The sequence below is a fragment of the Candidatus Marinarcus aquaticus genome (genome assembly GCF_004116335.1).
GTDB lineage: Bacteria > Campylobacterota > Campylobacteria > Campylobacterales > Arcobacteraceae > Marinarcus > Marinarcus aquaticus.
Genome location: NZ_PDKN01000008.1, coordinates 106,937 through 124,964, shown reverse-complemented (window position 1 = coordinate 124,964; position 18,028 = coordinate 106,937). Strand labels below are relative to the sequence as shown.

Sequence of the window (18,028 nt, the reverse complement as noted above, 5' to 3'; positions counted from 1 at the left end):
ATTTGTGTGATGTGAATGAGCAAGGTGAAGTGGTTGTTGATTTACGAATGAAGACATCTGTACCTGGGTTATATGCTGCTGGGGATGTGAGAATTGAAGCTGCGAAACAAGTGGTATGTGCTGCTGCGGATGGGGCTACTGCTGCGGTGGATATTATTGAGTATTTGGCTTAATTTTTTTTTATGTTCTTCTTCAGAGTAAAAGGCTTTTAGCCTTTACTCCTCTTTATTTTATTCGCTGACTATCTGTTTTTGAACATCTTGAATTAATTGTTCAGTTAAAATCGTATTAAAATGTTCAAATGTTTTTTGATAGTTCACTTCAAAATTTTGCCACATCATCTCATTGAATGAAATATCCGCATCAATGTCTTCAAGCTTTTGCTGCATATAATAGTGTTTGCCCACCATCTCTTCATCTTTTTCTAAAAAGTCTTCTAAAGCGTGTTGAGAAGCTTTTTTTCGTATATAATAATCTAACTTTTGATCAAAATTTTCTTCATAAAAATGCTCATCAATCACTTCATAAATTTTAAAAAGTGCTTGCATGGCACTGATTTCAAGTTTAAGTTCACTCAATTTTTTCACGGTATCATTGACATCTAAAAACGTTTCAAAAGTATAATTTCCTAAACAGACGTGATAATATAACTCATACTTCGTTACCATATCTACAATTGAGTTTCGTGTAAAGTGTTGTTGAATAGTTTCATTCAATGTATTATTATAGTAGTTAATCGCAGATTTATCATTATTATAGTTGTTTGTTGTTGTTTTAAAATCTTTCATAACCTTTTCCTTTTTAATGATATATCACAATTATACTTGATAATTTAGCACTTGTCAATATCGAGTGCTAAAATTAAAAAATATTTTAGTCGTATAGACTTATATTTTGTTACATTATATTACTCATTTTTTCATCATATAAAATATATTATAAAATTATAAAAAAAACACAAATTTAGATTAAGTAAAGGTATACTATATTGTTATTTATTATGGCATATGAGACAAATTGTTCATCAAAGAAGAAGGGGAGAGAATGAAAAATAAAAAAAAATACCTCAACACACTGATTGCGCCAACAGTGTTATTCACAACGGCACTTCATGCAGATTCGCTTAATGAAGCAATTACAAACGGAAAAATTTCAGGAGATGTTTCTATACGATATGAGAGTCGACATTTTGATCATGAAATAGGCACATACTATCAAAATACAGCCTATGTCGTACCCTCTGTTGGTATCAATTATGATACCGCATCATACAATGGCTTCAGTGTCAGTGCTGGCTTCAGAGCCTATACGGCATTGTGGGAAGATGATAAAGACGCCATAACAACTTATGGAAAAGGAGATGCGGAAGATAGAATTGGCGAAACCAATGGAAATGACAAACTTGCTAAACTCTATTTACAGTACCAAAACAGTGGTTTTAATATTCAAATTGGACGAAAAGATATTGCTTGGGGAACAAAAGATTGGTTAAGTAAAATCAATGACGGTATCTTTACGACATATGAGTTAGACAACTTCACACTAGAAGCACTCTATACACAAAGAAGAGGTCGAGTCTATGTGCATGAACTCTTTCCAATGGCAGAGATAAACAATGGGGATGGAATGTACCATGCAGCAGCAACGTATGCCATTAACAATAATTACAAAATCAAAGCTTATGGCATAGAAGCAGAACATTCGCATACAACCTATGGAGGCAAACTCTTTACACATCATACGTTTGATAATGCATTAACCATCAATTCAATGTGGCATTATATGAACACATCAGAAGATCTACTTGACGATGACACAGATTTAGTCGAAATAACCCTAGGGGGAAGCTATGAAGGCTACAGTTTAACCTATGGGTTTGTAAAAAATGATACAAATAATGGTTTTGGAAGTGCCGATGATTATGGTGAAATCATTGTTCCATTTGAAGAGGGAGATGTGATGTACGAAGCCGATGCAACCACACACTATCTTATGTTGAGTAAAAATGTTTATGATGTATCATTAACCGCTTTGTATGGAATAACTGAGTATGGAACACAAAACTATAAAAGCTCAGAATTTAATCTTTGGGCAAGTTATAATTTTACAGATAATATCTCTTTGAGTATAGCATATGCAGTCACAAACGAAGATTCGAATGATGTAAACTACTCTGATATGCAACAACTTGGAGCAACATTGGCGTATTCATTTTAAAACACCTGTAGTATGAAAAAAATAAAAAAACTCTGTAATGTCAAAAAAGATGACTTCAAACTCTATGAAAATGAGATTCTTAGCATTGTTAAAAACCCTCTTTTCATCTGTAAAAAGTGTTTGCGTGTAGCCAATGAGAGCAAACACCTTTGTAAAGCAAAAGAGATAAAAAAGTAGTTTTAAACGGCTTGAGATAACTTTTGAGCTAAATTAAGCAGTTCCTCTTTTTCATTTAAGCCTTCAATAAATCGTAATGGGATATTTTCAATACCCACTTGTGCACCTACCAAAGCGCCTGTTAACATAGACCGCGCTTGATTTTGCCCTCCTCCATTGAGTGCATGTAAAATCGCCAACTCAAAATCATCTTTAAATCTTGCTGCTAAATAGTAACTTGCAGGCAAGATGTGGTAAATCGCACAAGGCATACCGTACACCAACGACACTTTCCATGCAGGTTCAATTTTAATATTCTCATCTTCTGCAACTTGTGCCATATACGAAGGCGAAAGCAGTGCATCAGGGGAAGCAAACAGACCCACATTGGAAGGATCTTTACTGTCTGGTTTGGGTGGTTGAAAATTATCCGAGGTCACAGCATGAAACGGCAGCTCTTTGTTTTTAACCAAGCTCATCAGTTTCAAAGAGATATCTTTATCCAGCTTCTCACCTTGAACCAATTGCGCTAAAACAGCCCCATATGCGACGGTCATTGAAGCCACTATATCATCTATTTGCGTTAAAAAAGTATTTTGGGCAATGGCATGTGCCAACATCTTGGGATGTAAAGCATAACGCACGGCAATAGCCAGTGTTCGCTCAATGGCTTCAGTGGTATCTGCCCTGCTTCCAACCTCATCCCATGAACGTTTTTGCTTAACCCTTTGTCGATAGACTTCTCGAATGGATTGAGAGGTATAACCCCCTGGGCCATGTGTGGGAATGCCATCAATTTTTGTAAAGAGTTCTTCATCGATTTTTTTACAAAAATGCTCTTGGTCATAGCCCTTTGCTTCTAATAAAGACTCAATGGTGAGTTTGAGTATATAACCTGCTTGAGACAAATCACCCGCTTTTTGATGCTCATGATAACGCCCTTTTTTAGGATCAGTATAATCGTCAATCCACTCTCCATAATCTTTGTACTGTTCTTGTAAATCATAATACCAATGGGGACCTAAGGCAATGGTATCGCCAATAAAAGCCCCCATAATAGCACCTTGTGCCCTGCTTTGTATAGTGGTCATTATTTTCCTTTTATTTATTTGGATCTTGACGATAAAGCGTACACCAACCTTCTGGACTGATATTGCCTTCAACAATTTTACAGGTATTGCTATCAGGTTCAAAAAACATACACTCTTTACAGGTCTCGCCATTCTTTGGAGTATCTTGGTATTTAAACTGTGTTTTTGAACCTTTGGCATGGGCTTTGGGTGCAACAAATGTAACCAACCCTAAAAAGGCCATCGTTTTAAAAAAACCTCGTCGTGTTTGAGACGTCTTGAAACTATTCATATGCTCTTGAGATTCATGTATCATGATATATCCTTTCATCGTTTTACATTAACTCTGTTGATTATACTGACAGCTTACTCACAACACTTATAGTTACAAATTCGTGCTTAATTGACAATTACACATCAAAGTTAACTTGTAAGTTAAGTTACATTGGCTTGACATGCTCTTTTTGCGCATGCAAACCATGATGATATAAGTTCAAATTGGATAAAATACAGCTCTTAATATTAGTTTCACAATCAAAGGTTTAATAATAATGAGTGAGCATAAAGATTTTTTACGTCTGAAAGTTGAAGAGGACTTAAAACAAGGCAAATATAAAGAGGTCGTGACACGATTTCCACCTGAGCCAAATGGGTTCCCACACATCGGACACGCTAAATCTATCTGTATCAATTTTGGTATTGCAAAAGATTACTTAGGTCACTGTAACTTACGTATGGATGACACCAATCCAACCACTGAAGACACACGTTACGTTGAAGCACTCAAAGATGCCGTTAAATGGCTCGGATTTGACTGGGGAGAGCAGGTCTATTTTACCTCAGATTACTTTCCTAAAATCTACGAATACGCCGTACAACTTGTAAAAATGGGCAAAGCGTATGTTGATAGCTTAGATGAAGAACAAATAAGAGAGTACAGAGGAACCGTCACCCAACCCGGACGAAGAAGTGAATACGCCAATCGAAGTGTTGAAGAGAACTTAAATCTTTTAGAGCGCATGAGACAAGGAGAGTTCAAAGAGGGAGAGCATGTCTTAAGAGCCAAAATTGATATGAGTGCGGCCAATATGAAAATGCGTGACCCACTTCTGTATCGTATTCGACATGCCCACCATTTTAGAACCGAAAATGAGTGGTGCATCTATCCTATGTATGACTTTGCACACTGTCTGTCTGACTATATAGAAGGTGTAAGTCACTCAATTTGTACGTTAGAATTTGAAAACAACCGAGACATTTATGACTGGGTTTTAGACACACTTAAACTTGAACCGCCAAGACCTTATCAACATGAGTTTGCCCGACTGGGTATCAACTACACGGTGATGAGTAAACGAAAACTTTTAGAGTTGGTGAACGGTGGATATGTCAGCGGTTGGGACGACCCACGTATGCCAACGATTGCTGGATACAAACGACGAGGATACACGCCTGAGTCTATTTTAAACTTCTGTGACCAAATTGGGATTGCAAAAGCCAACTCGATGGTTGATGTATCGCAACTGGAGTTTTGTATTCGAGATGACTTGAACCAAAAAGTTCCAAGAGTGATGTGTGTGCTTGACCCCATTAAAGTTACGATTGAAAACTATGAAGGAAGTGAAGAGATTGATGCATCATACTACCCTCATGATGTACCCAAAGAGGGTTCAAGAAAAGTGCCATTTTCTAAAGAGCTTTATATTGAACGAGAAGACTTTATGGAAAACCCAGTTAAAGGGTACAACCGTCTGACACCTGACCAACCCGTGCGGTTACGTCATGCGTATATTATTACATGTAAAGAAGTGATTAAAGATGCCAATGGAGAGGTACTTGAAATCAAAGCAACCTACCATCCCAACTCTAAAAGTGGTCAAGACAAAAGTGGTATCAAAGTAAAAAGTGCCATTCAATGGGTCGATGCAAAAACGGCACGAAAAATCGAAGTGAGACTTTATGACCGGTTGTATAAAAATGAAGCGCCTGAAAGTGTAGAAGACTTAAATCCACACTCGCTTCATATTATTAAAAATGCATTGATTGAACCAGCAGTGATTACGGATAAAGTGGATGAACGATTCCAATTTGAACGACAAGGATACTTCTATAAAGACCCCGTTGATTACAAAGATGAAGCGCCTGTGTTTAATAAAATTGTGGGACTGAAAGACTCATGGGCTAAAAAAACAAAAGTGGATGAGAGCGCAGCAAAACCAACACCAAAACCTGAGGTGAAAAAAGAAGTGATTCATGGAGAAGCACAAGCCATGAATGAATCTCAACAAGCTTTTTTTGACAAATACACCAATGAACTCAAACTCAATGATGAAGTGGCGAATATCTTAGCACGAGATGAAAAGCTCTCTTCTTTTTATAATGAGACGTTGGATTATTTGAGTAGATTACATTTTCTTAATCAATTATCATTCAATCTAGAAAATTGTAATATTTTAGCTGCAAATATTGTAGCCAATGAAGTGGCAAAGGAGCTTAAAGAGAAGAGTGTAGAAGAGCTGAAATTCACAACCTCTCATATTGCACAACTTGTAAAAATGGTAGAAGAGGAAACCATTTCAAGCAAAATAGCCAAAGAGGTATTTGAGCAGATGACACAAAATGGCGAGAGCCCAACACACATCGTTGAAGCCAAAGGTTTAGTACAAATCAGTGATCCCGCAGTGATTTTACCTATCATTGATGACATCATTGCTAAAAACCCTGACAATGTAAAGAAGTTTAAAGCAGGAAACAGCAAACTGCTTGGTTTCTTTGTAGGACAAGTACTTAAAACCACGGGTGGAAAAGCCAACCCTAAAGTGGTCAATGAGTTAGTGGCTCAACAACTCAACGCTTAACAAACAAGGTCAGCAAAACTGACCTTGTAACGACTACAAAATCTCTTCGATTTTCTCTTTTATCGTCTGTAAAGATGCATTCAGTTTTTCATGTTTGTGTGCTGTAATAAACTCTTCTAAGCCCTCTTTTTGTATGGGTATGGCTTTTGAATACTTTACAATGTCTTCATCTAATGGCATGCCACCCATTTTGGTCTGCATCAAATCAATATAAAATGTATCCTCATGAATCCAAAAATGCACATAGTTATGATACACCGAAGCTTTTAAAGTCAACGGGCTTAAGCTAATGGTTTCATTTCTAAATGAGGTGTAGTCCATCTTTCCTTGTTTAAAAAGAAAGGTAAAGAGTCTGTAAGGGAAAAGATTAGGAGTATTGTTCTCTTGCGTTATTTGAGCACCCTCTTGTTTAATAAAAAGGTCTTCAATAACCTTGATAAAATAGTTCGGATGAATACTTCCTATACCTTTTAATACTTCAGTGTTGATATATTCATATATCCAAGGGGCATTTTGTTTGACATACGCTTTTAATGACATCACTCTTCCTAAAATCATAAATATTTGATGGTAGTGTATTGAGACTTATAGGAATATAATTAAAAGAAAAATACAAAAGAATTTATAAGGACAGTTTCTCTACCACACAAAAATAAACTAGATATTCACTTCTTTCACTTTGTTTGAAATTGAAAAAGACAAACTGTCTGTCTTTGGATTGGCTACAACTATTAAAACATTTTTCATAAAATTCCTTCATATTATTATGAAGAATAGTAGCAAATATCACATTATAATTATATTTGTATCAAGAATAAACATATACTTAATTTGAACTAGAATTAAAATCTATTGAGCAGGATATACAATTTATCTAATCTAAAAGCCATTTATTTCATTACAAACTGTACTTAAGCCTGGAAACATTGTATGCTCATTAAAACTTAACTTTGACAACTCTTTTTTGATTTGATTAATTGATGAAGGAGGGATACTAAGTGAATAAATACTTCTGTCTTTTGACAATGTAACATCTTCAATATTTTCTGGTTCTACCGTAAACAAAGCATGTTGAGCAATAATTCTTTTGTCAATAAAACTTGGTTCATAAATAACCCTATCTTTCACAAAAAAAGGACTTTCTAATTTAGTTATTTCAATCGGTTGATTTCCATGATTATATATTAAAACTATTGCATCAAATTTTTCTTGACTTTGATAAACAGCGAAAAATAATGCAACAAGAGGATTTGTTGTCCAATCAAGAAGTCTTGTAGCTAAACCATGATGTTGAGCCAGTGCAAGCCATTCCCAATCATTATTTGGCTTAGTTTCTAAATAAGGATATGCTTTTCTTTTAAATTCTTTTAATAACCATTTCTCATAATCACTCATTGATGAAAAATCAAGTGGCATACTATTTCTAAATAGTTTAGGCTTTAATTCCCATGATGCACTATTTTGTCCACGATAAAGTAGATATCCATTTTCGTATTTATCAAGTTTTTCTAAGTAGTCTGATACAGAGTATACTAAGCTGGGATTATTATCATAATATATATCACCTATTGAAGCAATTGAATAGCTCTTATTATCAATAAAAATTGTTTCCCTTCCTTCTACCCACTCACTACACAAATTAAAATATTCCCATATTTCATCATTTTCATGAACATAATTTGGCCAAGGTAAAAAACCCTTATTCTTTTTTTTTATTTTATGAACAATATCATCTGGAATTCTTTTTATACGTTCTGCACAAACATCACCATAATCAAACCCCGAACTATTTTGTTCAAGCGCTACGGCACTTTGAGAATTTCTTGCAACTACAAAACAATTTTCATCAGGAGAAGTATCAATTGTCACCCAATATAAACCCCATGAAGCCACAATATATCCTTTTATTTTTTATTTAGTATACACAACTTATACTAAATCTTAGTAATCAAATCAATGAATGAAATTTTTGAATAGTTCAATGAAAATTGAAAAAATATTGTGGGAGTTATCGTCTGATAATGACTATGATATTTTTTTGATTTGAAGAAGAAATCTTTAAAAAGGTCGTTTAGTGATTTGATTTATTCACTCCGTGAATAAATGGCTCCGGCACCTGGATTCGAACCAGGGACCAAATGATTAACAGTCATCTACTCTACCACTGAGCTATGCCGGAATGTGTGATTATAAAAATGTAAGTTTAAAAAGACAGTGTATGGCTCCGGCACCTGGATTCGAACCAGGGACCAAATGATTAACAGTCATCTACTCTACCACTGAGCTATGCCGGAATCTACATCTCTTTTTAAGAGGTTGGAATTATAGTCAATTTTACCCTATTTGTCAAGACAATATGGGGCAATCATCCTAAAAATTTATAAAATTTCACCCCACTACTGTCTACGACTGAAATTTTACTATCTTTTACTAAGGTTTCAAGTCTTTTTCGACTTGGCTCATCAAACAAATTCTCTATATCTTCAAAGGTTAAAGGACGACGTTCAAGCAGTCTTAATATCTCTTCATTACTGAAACTGTTGGTCTGTTTGGGACGATTTTTATATGCAATGTTCACATTAATACCTTTAAAACTATTCGCAATAAACTCCAAGGTTTCAAAGCTTACTGGTTGCACTTTATACGCTGGTGGTCGGTCAATCGTTCCAATATCCACACGGTGTGGGTTGATACGTTGTATCGCTTGATACAAGGCTTGAATTTCATCTGCCTTGTCATTTAAATCTTTGACAAAAAGTATCTCTAGAACAAAGAAGTTGGTTGTTGCTTTTTTAAACTCCACCATGGCATCAATGATTTTATTGATTTCAATGCCTTTATGCACTCTATCAAGCTTTTTAAAACATTGTTCACTCACACAATCAAGGGAGAGCTTCACGGTATCAAATTTTAATAGTGCGTCAAAGATTTCAGGCTTGTAAATGGTGCTTCCATTTGAAAGAATCAGAGTCTTCGCTTCACCTTTGATTTGATTAATTTTGACAATGAGTTCATCCAAATGTGGATAAAGAGTGGGCTCCCCATTTGCTGTAACCGTAATCACATCTATCTTAGGATGCTTTTTAATGCTATCAGAAATGGCGTTTATCACTTCTTGGACACTTGGGTAGCTTTGCATGCTGTCAACGGTTTTAGCTGGTTTTAGCTCACAATACAAGCAATCAAAGTTACACTGTTTGCTTGCAGGGGATAAATCAACCCCTAAAGAGATACCAAAACGGCGTGAAGGAATAGGACCAAAAATAATAGAGTTTGAGTAAGACATGACTTTTTCTTTTACAGTTACAGCGGTGAGAGTTCACCGCTTAAATTAAGAGTTATTTCTTAGAAACTCTTTGACACTCAGATACAAAGTGCTTTGCATTTTCAACGGGAACATCCGGTAAGATACCATGCCCTAAGTTAAAGATATGCCCCTCACCTTGCATGATTTTTTGAATACCTTCAACACACTGTGTCGTTCTCTCTTTTGAGTACAATCGGCATGGTTCCATGTTTCCTTGAAGCACATATTTATCCCCAAGTTTCTCTTTTGCCATGGCCATTGGTGTTCCCCAATCCACACCAAATACATCGAAGTTTCCATAAACCAATCCACGTTCTATAAACGCAGCTACCCCTTTAGGGAACATGATAATTGGGATGTCAGGATATTTTGACTTAATAAATTCAGCAATTTCAACCATGTATGACCATGAGAACTCATCGTACATTGATGGCTCAATCGCTGCTGCCCATGAATCAAAGATTTGAACCACATCTGCACCCGCTTCAATTTGTTTAATCATGTAGTATTTAACCACTTCAGTTACTTTTCTAAGGATATTATGAAGAAGTTCTGGATTGGAGTACATCATCTTTTTACATACATTATAGGTTTTAGTACCTTGACCTTCAATCATATAGGTTGCCAATGTCCAAGGTGCTCCTGTAAATCCAATCAACGCTTTATCTTCAGGAAGACGTTGTTTTAACAGTTTGATTGTTTCATACACATACGTGAGTTTATCCGCTGCATCTTCGCCACCTAAAAGGGCATCCACTTCTGCTTGGGTTTTAATGGGGTCTTTAAATACAGGACCTTCTCCTTTGATAAACTCTAGGTGCATTCCCATCTCATTTGGTATGACCAAAATATCAGAGAATAAAATAGCCGCATCCACACCCACGATATCTAAAGGTTGAATCGTTACTTCACACGCCAACTCAGGGTTGTGGCATAAGTTAAGGAAGTTTCCTGCTTTTGCTCTTACTTCCATATACTCTGGTAAATATCGTCCTGCTTGTCGCATCATCCATACAGGAGTGTATGGAGTCGGTTTTCTTAAACAAGCGTCTACAAAAATTTTTGACATAATATATCCTTAAAAATGGTTCCCATTTAAGGAAACCTATAAACAGTATTTAATTATTAATGTTTTCCAACTTTACCTAAAAAGTAAAGTCCTACAGCCAAGGCTGTCACTGCCAGTGCAAAGTATAACATCTCCAATGCACCATTGTATTGCGTATGAAGTACTCTTTGGAAAAAGTTCACCACCAACACCATCACAATGACTTTTGCAATCTTATCTTTAAGTTGATCCAGTGATTTAATTGAGAGCACTTTATCGTCTTCTATCGCTTTTTCATTATGGTCAATAGGAGAAATGAACAACTCATAAATACCAAAAGAGAATATCAACATCACAACTGCAATCAAATACAAATCAACCGCACCAATGATACTGCTGACAATATCTTCATGAAAATTTTCAGGGTGAGCCCCTGTTGAAATCGTAACATAGGCATACTTAGCAACACCAAAGATGTCCATGCTTCCAATGACAAAAAGAATTAAAGCTCCAATCAGACCAAAAATGACAGCCAAGATCACTAAAAATCTTGTCTGCCACATGGCAGTTTCAAAGAACCGTTCAATCATTAAACGTTACTCTCCAACTCAATCCATTTAAGTCCGATTCGCACTGCATTGGTTGCAGCCCCTACTCTTACTTGATCTGCTACGTTAAAATAGTGAACAACGTTTGGAGCATAGACGTCTTTTCTTATTCGTCCCACGTATGTGATGTCTGTATCTGTAGAGATAATTGGCATTGGGTATGCATTGTTCTCTAAATCATCAATCACTTCTACGTTTTCAAAACGTGCTAATGCATCTCGTACGGCATCTACACTTACATCTACACCATCTTCAAATGTAACAGTAATAGACTCAGAGTGACTTCTAAGTACAGGCACACGAACACACGTTGCAGCTACTTGTAACTCTTTGTGTAGGATTTTTTGTGTCTCTTTGACCATTTTCATCTCTTCTTTAGTGAATCCATTTGGTTGAGCCACATCGATTTGAGGAATCACGTTTAAAGCAATTTGGTGAGCAAATGCTTTTTTCTCTGCTTCGTCAAGTTTAAATGCAAAGAAGGCTTGCATCTGTTTGACAAGCTCTTCCATACCCGTTTTACCTGCACCAGAAACCGCTTGATACGTTGATACATCTACTCTTTTAATCCCATAGAGTTCATCTAAAGGTTTAAGTGATTGCACCATTTGAATGGTTGAACAGTTAGGATTTGCAATAATCCCTGTCTCTCTCCAGTTTTCAATATCTTCTGGGTTTACTTCTGGTACGACTAAAGGTACATTTGGATCCATTCTAAAGTGGCTGGTGTTGTCAATAACAACTGCGCCTGCTTCTACAGCGAATTTTGCAAATTGAGCCGATACACTTCCACCTGCACTGAAAAATGCAATCTCTACTTCGTTCTCTTCAAAACAAGTTTCAGTCAGTTCTAAAACAGTGTGCTCTTTATTTTTATACTCAATTGTACTTCCTGCACTTCTTGCACTTGCAAGCGGTACGAGTTTGTTAATAGGGAAGTCATACTCTGCTAATACTCGAAATAGCTCTTCACCAACAGCACCAGTAGCTCCCACTACTGCTACGTTAAATTTTCTCATTCTTCATTTCCTTTTTCATCTGTGTTTGTTAAATCTAAATTAAATTCATTTAAATCGATACCATCCATTGTATCTGCACTTTCAATATCTAATTCGTCATCATCCTCTTTTGGACATTTTGCAATGCTGACAACTTTATCTTTTGCATCCACATTAACAATAATAACTCCAGAAGTGTTTCGACCCGCTTTTCGAATCGTGTTCATATCCACTCGAATCATTTTTCCAATAGAGGTCAATGCCATAAGGTCTTGTGTCTCATCTACTAGAACTGCACCAACTACATTTCCTGTTTTATTAGAGAGTTTCATAGAGATAACTCCAGAACCTGCTCTGTTTGTCTCTCTATACTCTTCAACCGTTGTTCGTTTACCGATACCTTTTTCAGATACCGTTAACAACTCTTGCTCAATATTATCCACAACGTTTGCATCCACTACAAAGTCAGAGTCATGTTTAAACTTGATACCTCTTACCCCTCGTGTGCTTCGTCCTTGCTCTCTTGTTTTCTCAATATCAAATCGGATACATTGACCTAAGCTTGTGAAAATCATCAGGTATTGAGACTCAGGATTTGTAATTTTTGCGGTTACAATTTCATCTGCATCATCCAATACAATTGCTCTTACTCCGTTGCTTCGAATGTTTGAGAATTCACTTAAACTGGTTCTTTTAACAACCCCGTTTCGAGTAAAGAATGCCAATGATTTAGACTCATCAAAGTCTGTCGTTGGAATAATCTCCATAATTTTCTCATCTGGTCGTAAGTTGATTAAGTTAACAACTGCTTTACCTTTTGCCGTTCGGCTTCCTTCTGGAATTCTGTATACTTTCAACCAGTATAACTGCCCCATGTTCGTTACAAACATCAAAGTATCGTGCGTATTAGTAACAAAGAATCGTTCAATAAAGTCATCATCGTGTGTCGTTACGGCAACTTTACCTTTTCCACCTCGTCGTTGTTTTTCGTATGATTTAATCGGCACACGTTTTACGTATCCGTTATGCGTAATGGTGACAACCATTGGCTCATTTGGAATAAGGTCTTCAATGTCAATCTCATCATATGAGTCTTCAATCTCAGTTAATCTGTCAGTTGCATACTTCTCTTTAACTTCAACCAACTCTTCTCTGATGATTTCATTGAGTCTCTCTTCAGATTTTAAAATCGCTTCAAGCTCAGCAATCAGTGCCATGAGCTCTGCATACTCTGCTTCAAGTTTTTCAATTTGAAGACCAGTAAGTCTTCCCAGTCTCATATCTAAAATCGCTTGTGATTGAATTTCACTTAATTCAAATCGTTCTCTTAATTTCTCTCGTGCTTCTGAATCGTTTGCTGAAGCTCGGATAATTTTAACCACTTCATCAATGTTATCAACTGCAATTTTAAGACCCTCTAAGATGTGTGCTCTTGCTTTTGCTTTCTCTAAGTCAAAAATGGTTCTTCGAATAATCACTGTTTTTCGGTGTGATAAGAAGATGTTTAATAACTCAGGTAAATTAAACACTTTTGGTTCTTTGTTGTGTACAGCTAAAAGAATAATACCAAAGGTTGTTTCAAGAGGCGTAGATTTGTATAAGTTGTTTAAAACAATCTCTCCCATGGCATCTTTTTTAAGCTCAATAACAACTCGAATTCCGTCTCTGTCCGACTCATCTCTGACTTCAGAAATTCCTTCGATTTGTTTCTCTTTTGCTAAAGTTGCAATTTGCTCAATCAGTCGTGCTTTGTTCACTTGGTAAGGGAGTTCATCTAAAACGATGATCTCTTTTTTACCTTTTGTTTCAATGTGGTGTTTCGCTCGAATCTTAACTCGACCTCGTCCTGTGTTGTACGCATCGATGATTCCTCGTCGTCCAAAAATCGTACCCCCAGTTGGGAAGTCTGGACCTTGGACAAACTCCATTAACTCATCTGCAGTTACTTCTGGGTTATCTATCGTGTGTAAAATAGCGTCTAATAACTCCCCTAAGTTGTGTGGTGGAATTTTTGTTGCCATACCAACGGCAATACCTTCACTCCCATTTAAAAGTAGAGTGGGTACTCTTGTAGGAAGAACCGCTGGTTCTTTTACCGTATCATCATAGTTTGGTACGAAGTTCACTGTATCTTTATCGATATCTTTTAAAATATCTTCAGCAATTTTAGCCATACGAGCTTCGGTATATCTCATTGCCGCAGCGTTGTCTCCATCGACTGAACCAAAGTTTCCTTGTCCGTCAACCAATGGTGCTCTCATAGAGAAGTCTTGCGCCATACGGACTAAGGCATCGTACACTGAACTGTCCCCGTGTGGGTGATACTTACCAATAACGTCCCCAACAATACGTGCTGACTTCTTATACGAAGCTTTTGAACTCAAGTTCAAATCGTGCATTGCATACAAAATTCTTCTATGAACAGGTTTCAAACCATCTTTTGCATCCGGCAGTGCTCGCCCAATGATAACACTCATTGAGTAGTCTAAATATGAGGCTTTTACCGAATCCTCAATTTTTACATCTACGATATCTTGGTCTTGAAAAAGATTTTCCATTAAATTTTACCTTATACATATAAATTAGTTAGATTTTACCCAAAAAAGCCTTAGGGTTTATTGTAATAATTGATAATTATTTCAAAAAAGTAATTGTAAGTAAAACAAGAGCCTTAAAGCCCCTGTTTATAATATTATAAGTTATTTTCTTTTTTATAAGTCATGATGTGAGAATAGACTTGGTCTTTGAGTTTTAATTTCTCTTTTTTCATTTTTTCAATTTCAAATTGATCGGCCATATTTTTCTCTAATTGGGCAATCTCTTCATCCAAGGCATTATGTTTTTCGAACATTTTTTCGAAGTATTTATCTTCAACTTTCAATTTTGCAATGACATCTCGGTATTCGTGTAACATATATTCTCCTTTTGTAGTGTTATATAAAAATTATAGCACGATACGTTGAAGTTTTCAAAAAAATTCTTAAGAGTATTTTGATGCGAAATATAAAGAGTTTTAAAGCACTTTCTTTAAAGTTTTAAATAGTTTTCTTAAATGAAAAAAAGGAGACAACGTGTGCCTCCTTTTAATGGTTATTACCTCAGTGGTTCACTTCAGAAGATTCAATATATTACGTGCGATAATCAGCATTAATCTCTACGTTTGAGTACGTACTGAAGTGACATCCAGTCACTTCAGAATAATCCATACATTATGTTCTGTAGTCTGCGTTTATCTCTACGTACTTATACCCTAAATCGCATCCATATGCGGTATAAGAAGCCTCGCCTTGTCCAATATCACAAATGATTTTGTATTGCTCTTTTTTAAGTACTTCACCTGCTTGGGCTTCCACCTCTTTATTAAACAAAATTTCACCCTTTTCAAATACCACCACATCATTGTATGAAATAACTAAAGTATCTTCAGAGCATGTGATTTCACTTGCCCCTATGGTTGAAGCAATTCGTCCAAAGTTTGGGTCTTCTCCAAACAATGCTGTTTTTACCAACAATGAGTTAGAGAGTGCTTTAGCAGCCGTTTGGGCTTCTTGTTCAGTTTTAGCGTTAATCACTTCAAAAGCAACCGCTTTTTTAGCTCCTTCTCCATCTGCAACCATGAGCATTGCCATATCATGCATCACCATTCTTAGAGCTTCAAAGAAAGCCTCTTTAGCATACACCCCAGACTTTTTATTGGCAAGTAATAAAACCGTGTCATTGGTTGATGTATCACCATCAACTGAGATAGCATTAAATGTCGTGTGCATAGCTGCTTCAAGTGCTGGTTTCATATCCTCTTTAGGAACATTGGCATCCGTTGTTATAAAACAAAGCATGGTTGCAAGGTTGGGGTTAATCATCCCTGCCCCTTTTGCCACTGCTCCAATTTTAAAGCTTTTGCCTTTTTCAACTTCCACTTCATACATGCAGTGTTTTGAATATGCATCGGTGGTCATAATGGCTTTAGATAACCCTTCTCCATCTTTGCTTGTTAAATCAAAGCTGTTTGCACCTGCAAGGATTTTCTCCACAGGAAGTGGGTTTCCAATCACACCGGTGCTGCTCATAATAGGATTGGTAACGTCATGTTTTAAAGCAGCAAAAAGTCGGTTGATATTGTCAATCCCTTTTTGTCCTGTCATGGCGTTCGCATTTTTAGAGTTGATTAAAACAAAGTTGGTTTTAAACCCTTTCTCGTATGCTTGGTAATGTTTCAATGGTGCAGCTTGAAATTTGTTTCGTGTAAAAACTGCTTCCACATCACATAAAGTATCGGCATATATAAAGCCTAAGTCATTGTTTCCATTTGGTTTTAATCCAGCATGAATTCCAGCACAATAAAAACCATCTATTTGGTCAATGTACCCTTTAATTGGAAAAATTGAAAACACTATAAATCTCCTGGTTTAATGGTTTGGTTAATGATACGCTTCGCCATTGAAATCCCTTTTTGGTTTCCAACGATAAGCAATTTACAATTTTCTTTGATGATGGTATCTGCTCGTGGCATCTGAATAAATCGACCCTTCGCTTCAGTAATACCAATAACAGAAACTTTCATTCTGTCTCGTAAGTGAACGTCTTTAAGCTCTCTATTTACTACCCATGAATCACTTTCGACAAACACCTCTTCCATATCAATAGGGGTATCAGGTTTGTATAAAAACTCTTCCAGTACGTTTTCCATATCGGGTCGTACAGCCATCGCACTCACACGTTTTGCCATGAGTGATGGTGGGGCAACCACTTTATCTGCACCCAGTTTTTTTAATCGCTCTTTATCGTATTGCGTCTCTGCATTTGAGATAATCAAAAATGGTCGTCTTCCCAACTCTTTTTCATAGAGTCTCACTGACGCAATCAGTGTAATGTTATCTGAGATGTTTTTTGATAAAGAAATCGCCCCTTTTGCTGAACTTAAGTGCGATTTTAAGAATGCCTTCTCTGTAAATGCCTCTTCTTTAATATAATAAGGATAATTATGCTCTTTTGCTACTTGTTCCATGTCCTCTCGTGAGTCAACAACAACAAAAGGGATATGGTTAAGCTTGAATTGCCGAGCCAACTGTGAAGTATATTCATTGTGGTGAAATATAACAAAATGGTTTCGTAACCGTGCTATCTTATAAAGCATGTTTCTTTCCTTATACAATTCAAACAACTTTCCTTTAATCACTGCATCAATCAAAATAGCAGTTGAAAGAGTAAAAGTAGCGAATCCAAAGATAATCAAAGTAACAGTAAAAAATCGTCCCGCATCTGAAATAGGAGCGATCTCTCCAAATCCTACTGTGGTAAATGTGATTCCTGTTTGATAAATGGCATCTAAAATTGTGAAGTCGTCAATTACAATATAACCAATGGTTCCGACCATCATCAATACTTGAACAAGTACTAAAGGGACTCTGAAAGGTTTTAATTGACTATATATTAATGGGTTTAAGTTATATTCTGGCTTGGTATTTCGAATTTCCCAGCCGAGAGCTTTTTTCAGCTTTGTTATAAAGCTCATGAAAGCACTTTTCTAAGTGCTCTCTTATGAGTTTTTCTTAAGAGTTCTTAACTCTTTAGCAGAAATTTTAAGTTTTCTAGTTGTTCCATCTTCTAATGTAACTCGAACAGTTCTTAAGTTTGGTAAAAATCTTCTTTTAGTTCTGTTTTTTGCGTGACTTACGTTGTTTCCAACCAATGGACCTTTGCCAGATATTGCGCATCTTCTTGACATCATCATTCCTTATTTTTTTAAAAATATTCGCGTATTATATC

The 18,028-nt window shown here is 36.2% G+C and carries 18 protein-coding genes and 2 tRNA genes; 4 read left to right on the top strand and 16 right to left on the bottom strand.

Annotation, left to right across the window (positions count from 1 at the left end; translation table 11 throughout):
• A partial coding sequence (locus CRV04_RS10910) for an FAD-dependent oxidoreductase (protein ID WP_164969153.1) occupies nt 1-173 on the top strand: 173 nt, incomplete at its 5' end.
• A gap of 57 nt (nt 174-230) precedes the next feature.
• Here CRV04_RS10910 and CRV04_RS10905 read toward each other — a convergent pair.
• Nucleotides 231-788 (bottom strand): hypothetical protein, encoded by a 558-nt coding sequence (locus tag CRV04_RS10905; RefSeq protein ID WP_128996878.1) that lies wholly within the window; start codon nt 786-788, stop codon nt 231-233.
• Nucleotides 789-1,044: 256 nt separating this feature from the next.
• On the opposite strand from CRV04_RS10905, the gene CRV04_RS10900 reads away from it, so the two are divergent.
• Nucleotides 1,045-2,217, top strand: a complete 1,173-nt coding sequence (locus CRV04_RS10900; protein ID WP_128996877.1) for an Opr family porin — start codon at nt 1,045-1,047, stop codon at nt 2,215-2,217.
• A gap of 12 nt (nt 2,218-2,229) precedes the next feature.
• The gene (locus CRV04_RS12880) at nt 2,230-2,394 is read left to right on the top strand and encodes a hypothetical protein (RefSeq protein WP_164969152.1); all 165 of its coding nucleotides are present in this window, start codon (nt 2,230-2,232) and stop codon (nt 2,392-2,394) included.
• Between the two features lie 2 nt (nt 2,395-2,396).
• Here the strand turns inward: CRV04_RS12880 and CRV04_RS10895 are convergent, their stop codons facing one another.
• Together CRV04_RS10895 and CRV04_RS10890 are read right to left on the bottom strand one after the other, a co-directional pair.
• Nucleotides 2,397-3,464, bottom strand: a complete 1,068-nt coding sequence (locus CRV04_RS10895) for an ADP-ribosylglycohydrolase family protein (RefSeq protein ID WP_128996876.1) — start codon at nt 3,462-3,464, stop codon at nt 2,397-2,399.
• A 10-nt stretch (nt 3,465-3,474) separates the two neighbouring features.
• Nucleotides 3,475-3,759, bottom strand: coding sequence for a high-potential iron-sulfur protein (locus CRV04_RS10890; protein WP_228126543.1), 285 nt, complete (start codon nt 3,757-3,759; stop codon nt 3,475-3,477).
• A gap of 235 nt (nt 3,760-3,994) precedes the next feature.
• Here CRV04_RS10890 and CRV04_RS10885 point away from each other — a divergent pair, with 235 nt between their 5' ends.
• On the top strand, nt 3,995-6,301 hold the full coding sequence (locus tag CRV04_RS10885) for a glutamine--tRNA ligase/YqeY domain fusion protein (RefSeq protein WP_128996875.1): 2,307 nt from the start codon (nt 3,995-3,997) through the stop codon (nt 6,299-6,301).
• Nucleotides 6,302-6,334: 33 nt separating this feature from the next.
• On the opposite strand, the gene CRV04_RS10880 is transcribed toward CRV04_RS10885, so the two are convergent.
• The 13 genes from CRV04_RS10880 to rpmB all read right to left on the bottom strand — a co-directional run bounded on the left by CRV04_RS10880 (nt 6,335) and on the right by rpmB (nt 17,987).
• Entirely contained in the window at nt 6,335-6,841 is a 507-nt protein-coding gene (locus CRV04_RS10880) for a hypothetical protein (RefSeq protein WP_128996874.1), read from the bottom strand.
• A 339-nt stretch (nt 6,842-7,180) separates the two neighbouring features.
• Entirely contained in the window at nt 7,181-8,194 is a 1,014-nt protein-coding gene (locus tag CRV04_RS10875; protein ID WP_164969151.1) for an FRG domain-containing protein, read from the bottom strand.
• Between the two features lie 211 nt (nt 8,195-8,405).
• Nucleotides 8,406-8,480 (bottom strand) — tRNA-Asn (locus CRV04_RS10870).
• Between the two features lie 40 nt (nt 8,481-8,520).
• Nucleotides 8,521-8,595: transfer RNA gene (locus CRV04_RS10865), tRNA-Asn, on the bottom strand.
• Nucleotides 8,596-8,666: 71 nt separating this feature from the next.
• Nucleotides 8,667-9,587 (bottom strand): radical SAM protein, encoded by a 921-nt coding sequence (locus CRV04_RS10860; protein WP_128996872.1) that lies wholly within the window; start codon nt 9,585-9,587, stop codon nt 8,667-8,669.
• 52 nt (nt 9,588-9,639) lie between these two features.
• On the bottom strand, nt 9,640-10,677 hold the full coding sequence (gene hemE, locus CRV04_RS10855; RefSeq protein WP_128996871.1) for a uroporphyrinogen decarboxylase: 1,038 nt from the start codon (nt 10,675-10,677) through the stop codon (nt 9,640-9,642).
• A gap of 56 nt (nt 10,678-10,733) precedes the next feature.
• Entirely contained in the window at nt 10,734-11,246 is a 513-nt protein-coding gene (locus CRV04_RS10850; protein WP_228126542.1) for a YqhA family protein, read from the bottom strand.
• The gene (locus CRV04_RS10845) at nt 11,246-12,283 is read right to left on the bottom strand and encodes an aspartate-semialdehyde dehydrogenase (RefSeq protein ID WP_128996870.1); all 1,038 of its coding nucleotides are present in this window, start codon (nt 12,281-12,283) and stop codon (nt 11,246-11,248) included. Before CRV04_RS10845 ends, CRV04_RS10850 begins: the two co-directional genes overlap by 1 nt.
• Nucleotides 12,280-14,820: a DNA gyrase subunit A gene (gyrA, locus tag CRV04_RS10840; protein WP_128996869.1), complete on the bottom strand. Its 2,541-nt coding sequence runs from the start codon at nt 14,818-14,820 to the stop codon at nt 12,280-12,282. Before gyrA ends, CRV04_RS10845 begins: the two co-directional genes overlap by 4 nt.
• 134 nt (nt 14,821-14,954) lie before the next feature.
• Nucleotides 14,955-15,176, bottom strand: coding sequence for an HP1242/YdcH family protein (locus CRV04_RS10835; protein WP_128996868.1), 222 nt, complete (start codon nt 15,174-15,176; stop codon nt 14,955-14,957).
• A gap of 295 nt (nt 15,177-15,471) precedes the next feature.
• On the bottom strand, nt 15,472-16,653 hold the full coding sequence (gene argJ / locus CRV04_RS10830; protein ID WP_128996867.1) for a bifunctional glutamate N-acetyltransferase/amino-acid acetyltransferase ArgJ: 1,182 nt from the start codon (nt 16,651-16,653) through the stop codon (nt 15,472-15,474).
• Nucleotides 16,653-17,774 carry a potassium channel family protein gene (locus CRV04_RS10825; RefSeq protein WP_128996866.1) on the bottom strand — a complete coding sequence of 374 codons (1,122 nt, stop codon included), beginning with the start codon at nt 17,772-17,774 and terminating at the stop codon, nt 16,653-16,655. The genes argJ and CRV04_RS10825 overlap by 1 nt, the downstream gene beginning before the upstream one ends.
• A gap of 24 nt (nt 17,775-17,798) precedes the next feature.
• The gene (rpmB, locus tag CRV04_RS10820) at nt 17,799-17,987 is read right to left on the bottom strand and encodes a 50S ribosomal protein L28 (RefSeq protein WP_128996865.1); all 189 of its coding nucleotides are present in this window, start codon (nt 17,985-17,987) and stop codon (nt 17,799-17,801) included.
• Between the last annotated feature and the right edge of the window lie 41 nt (nt 17,988-18,028).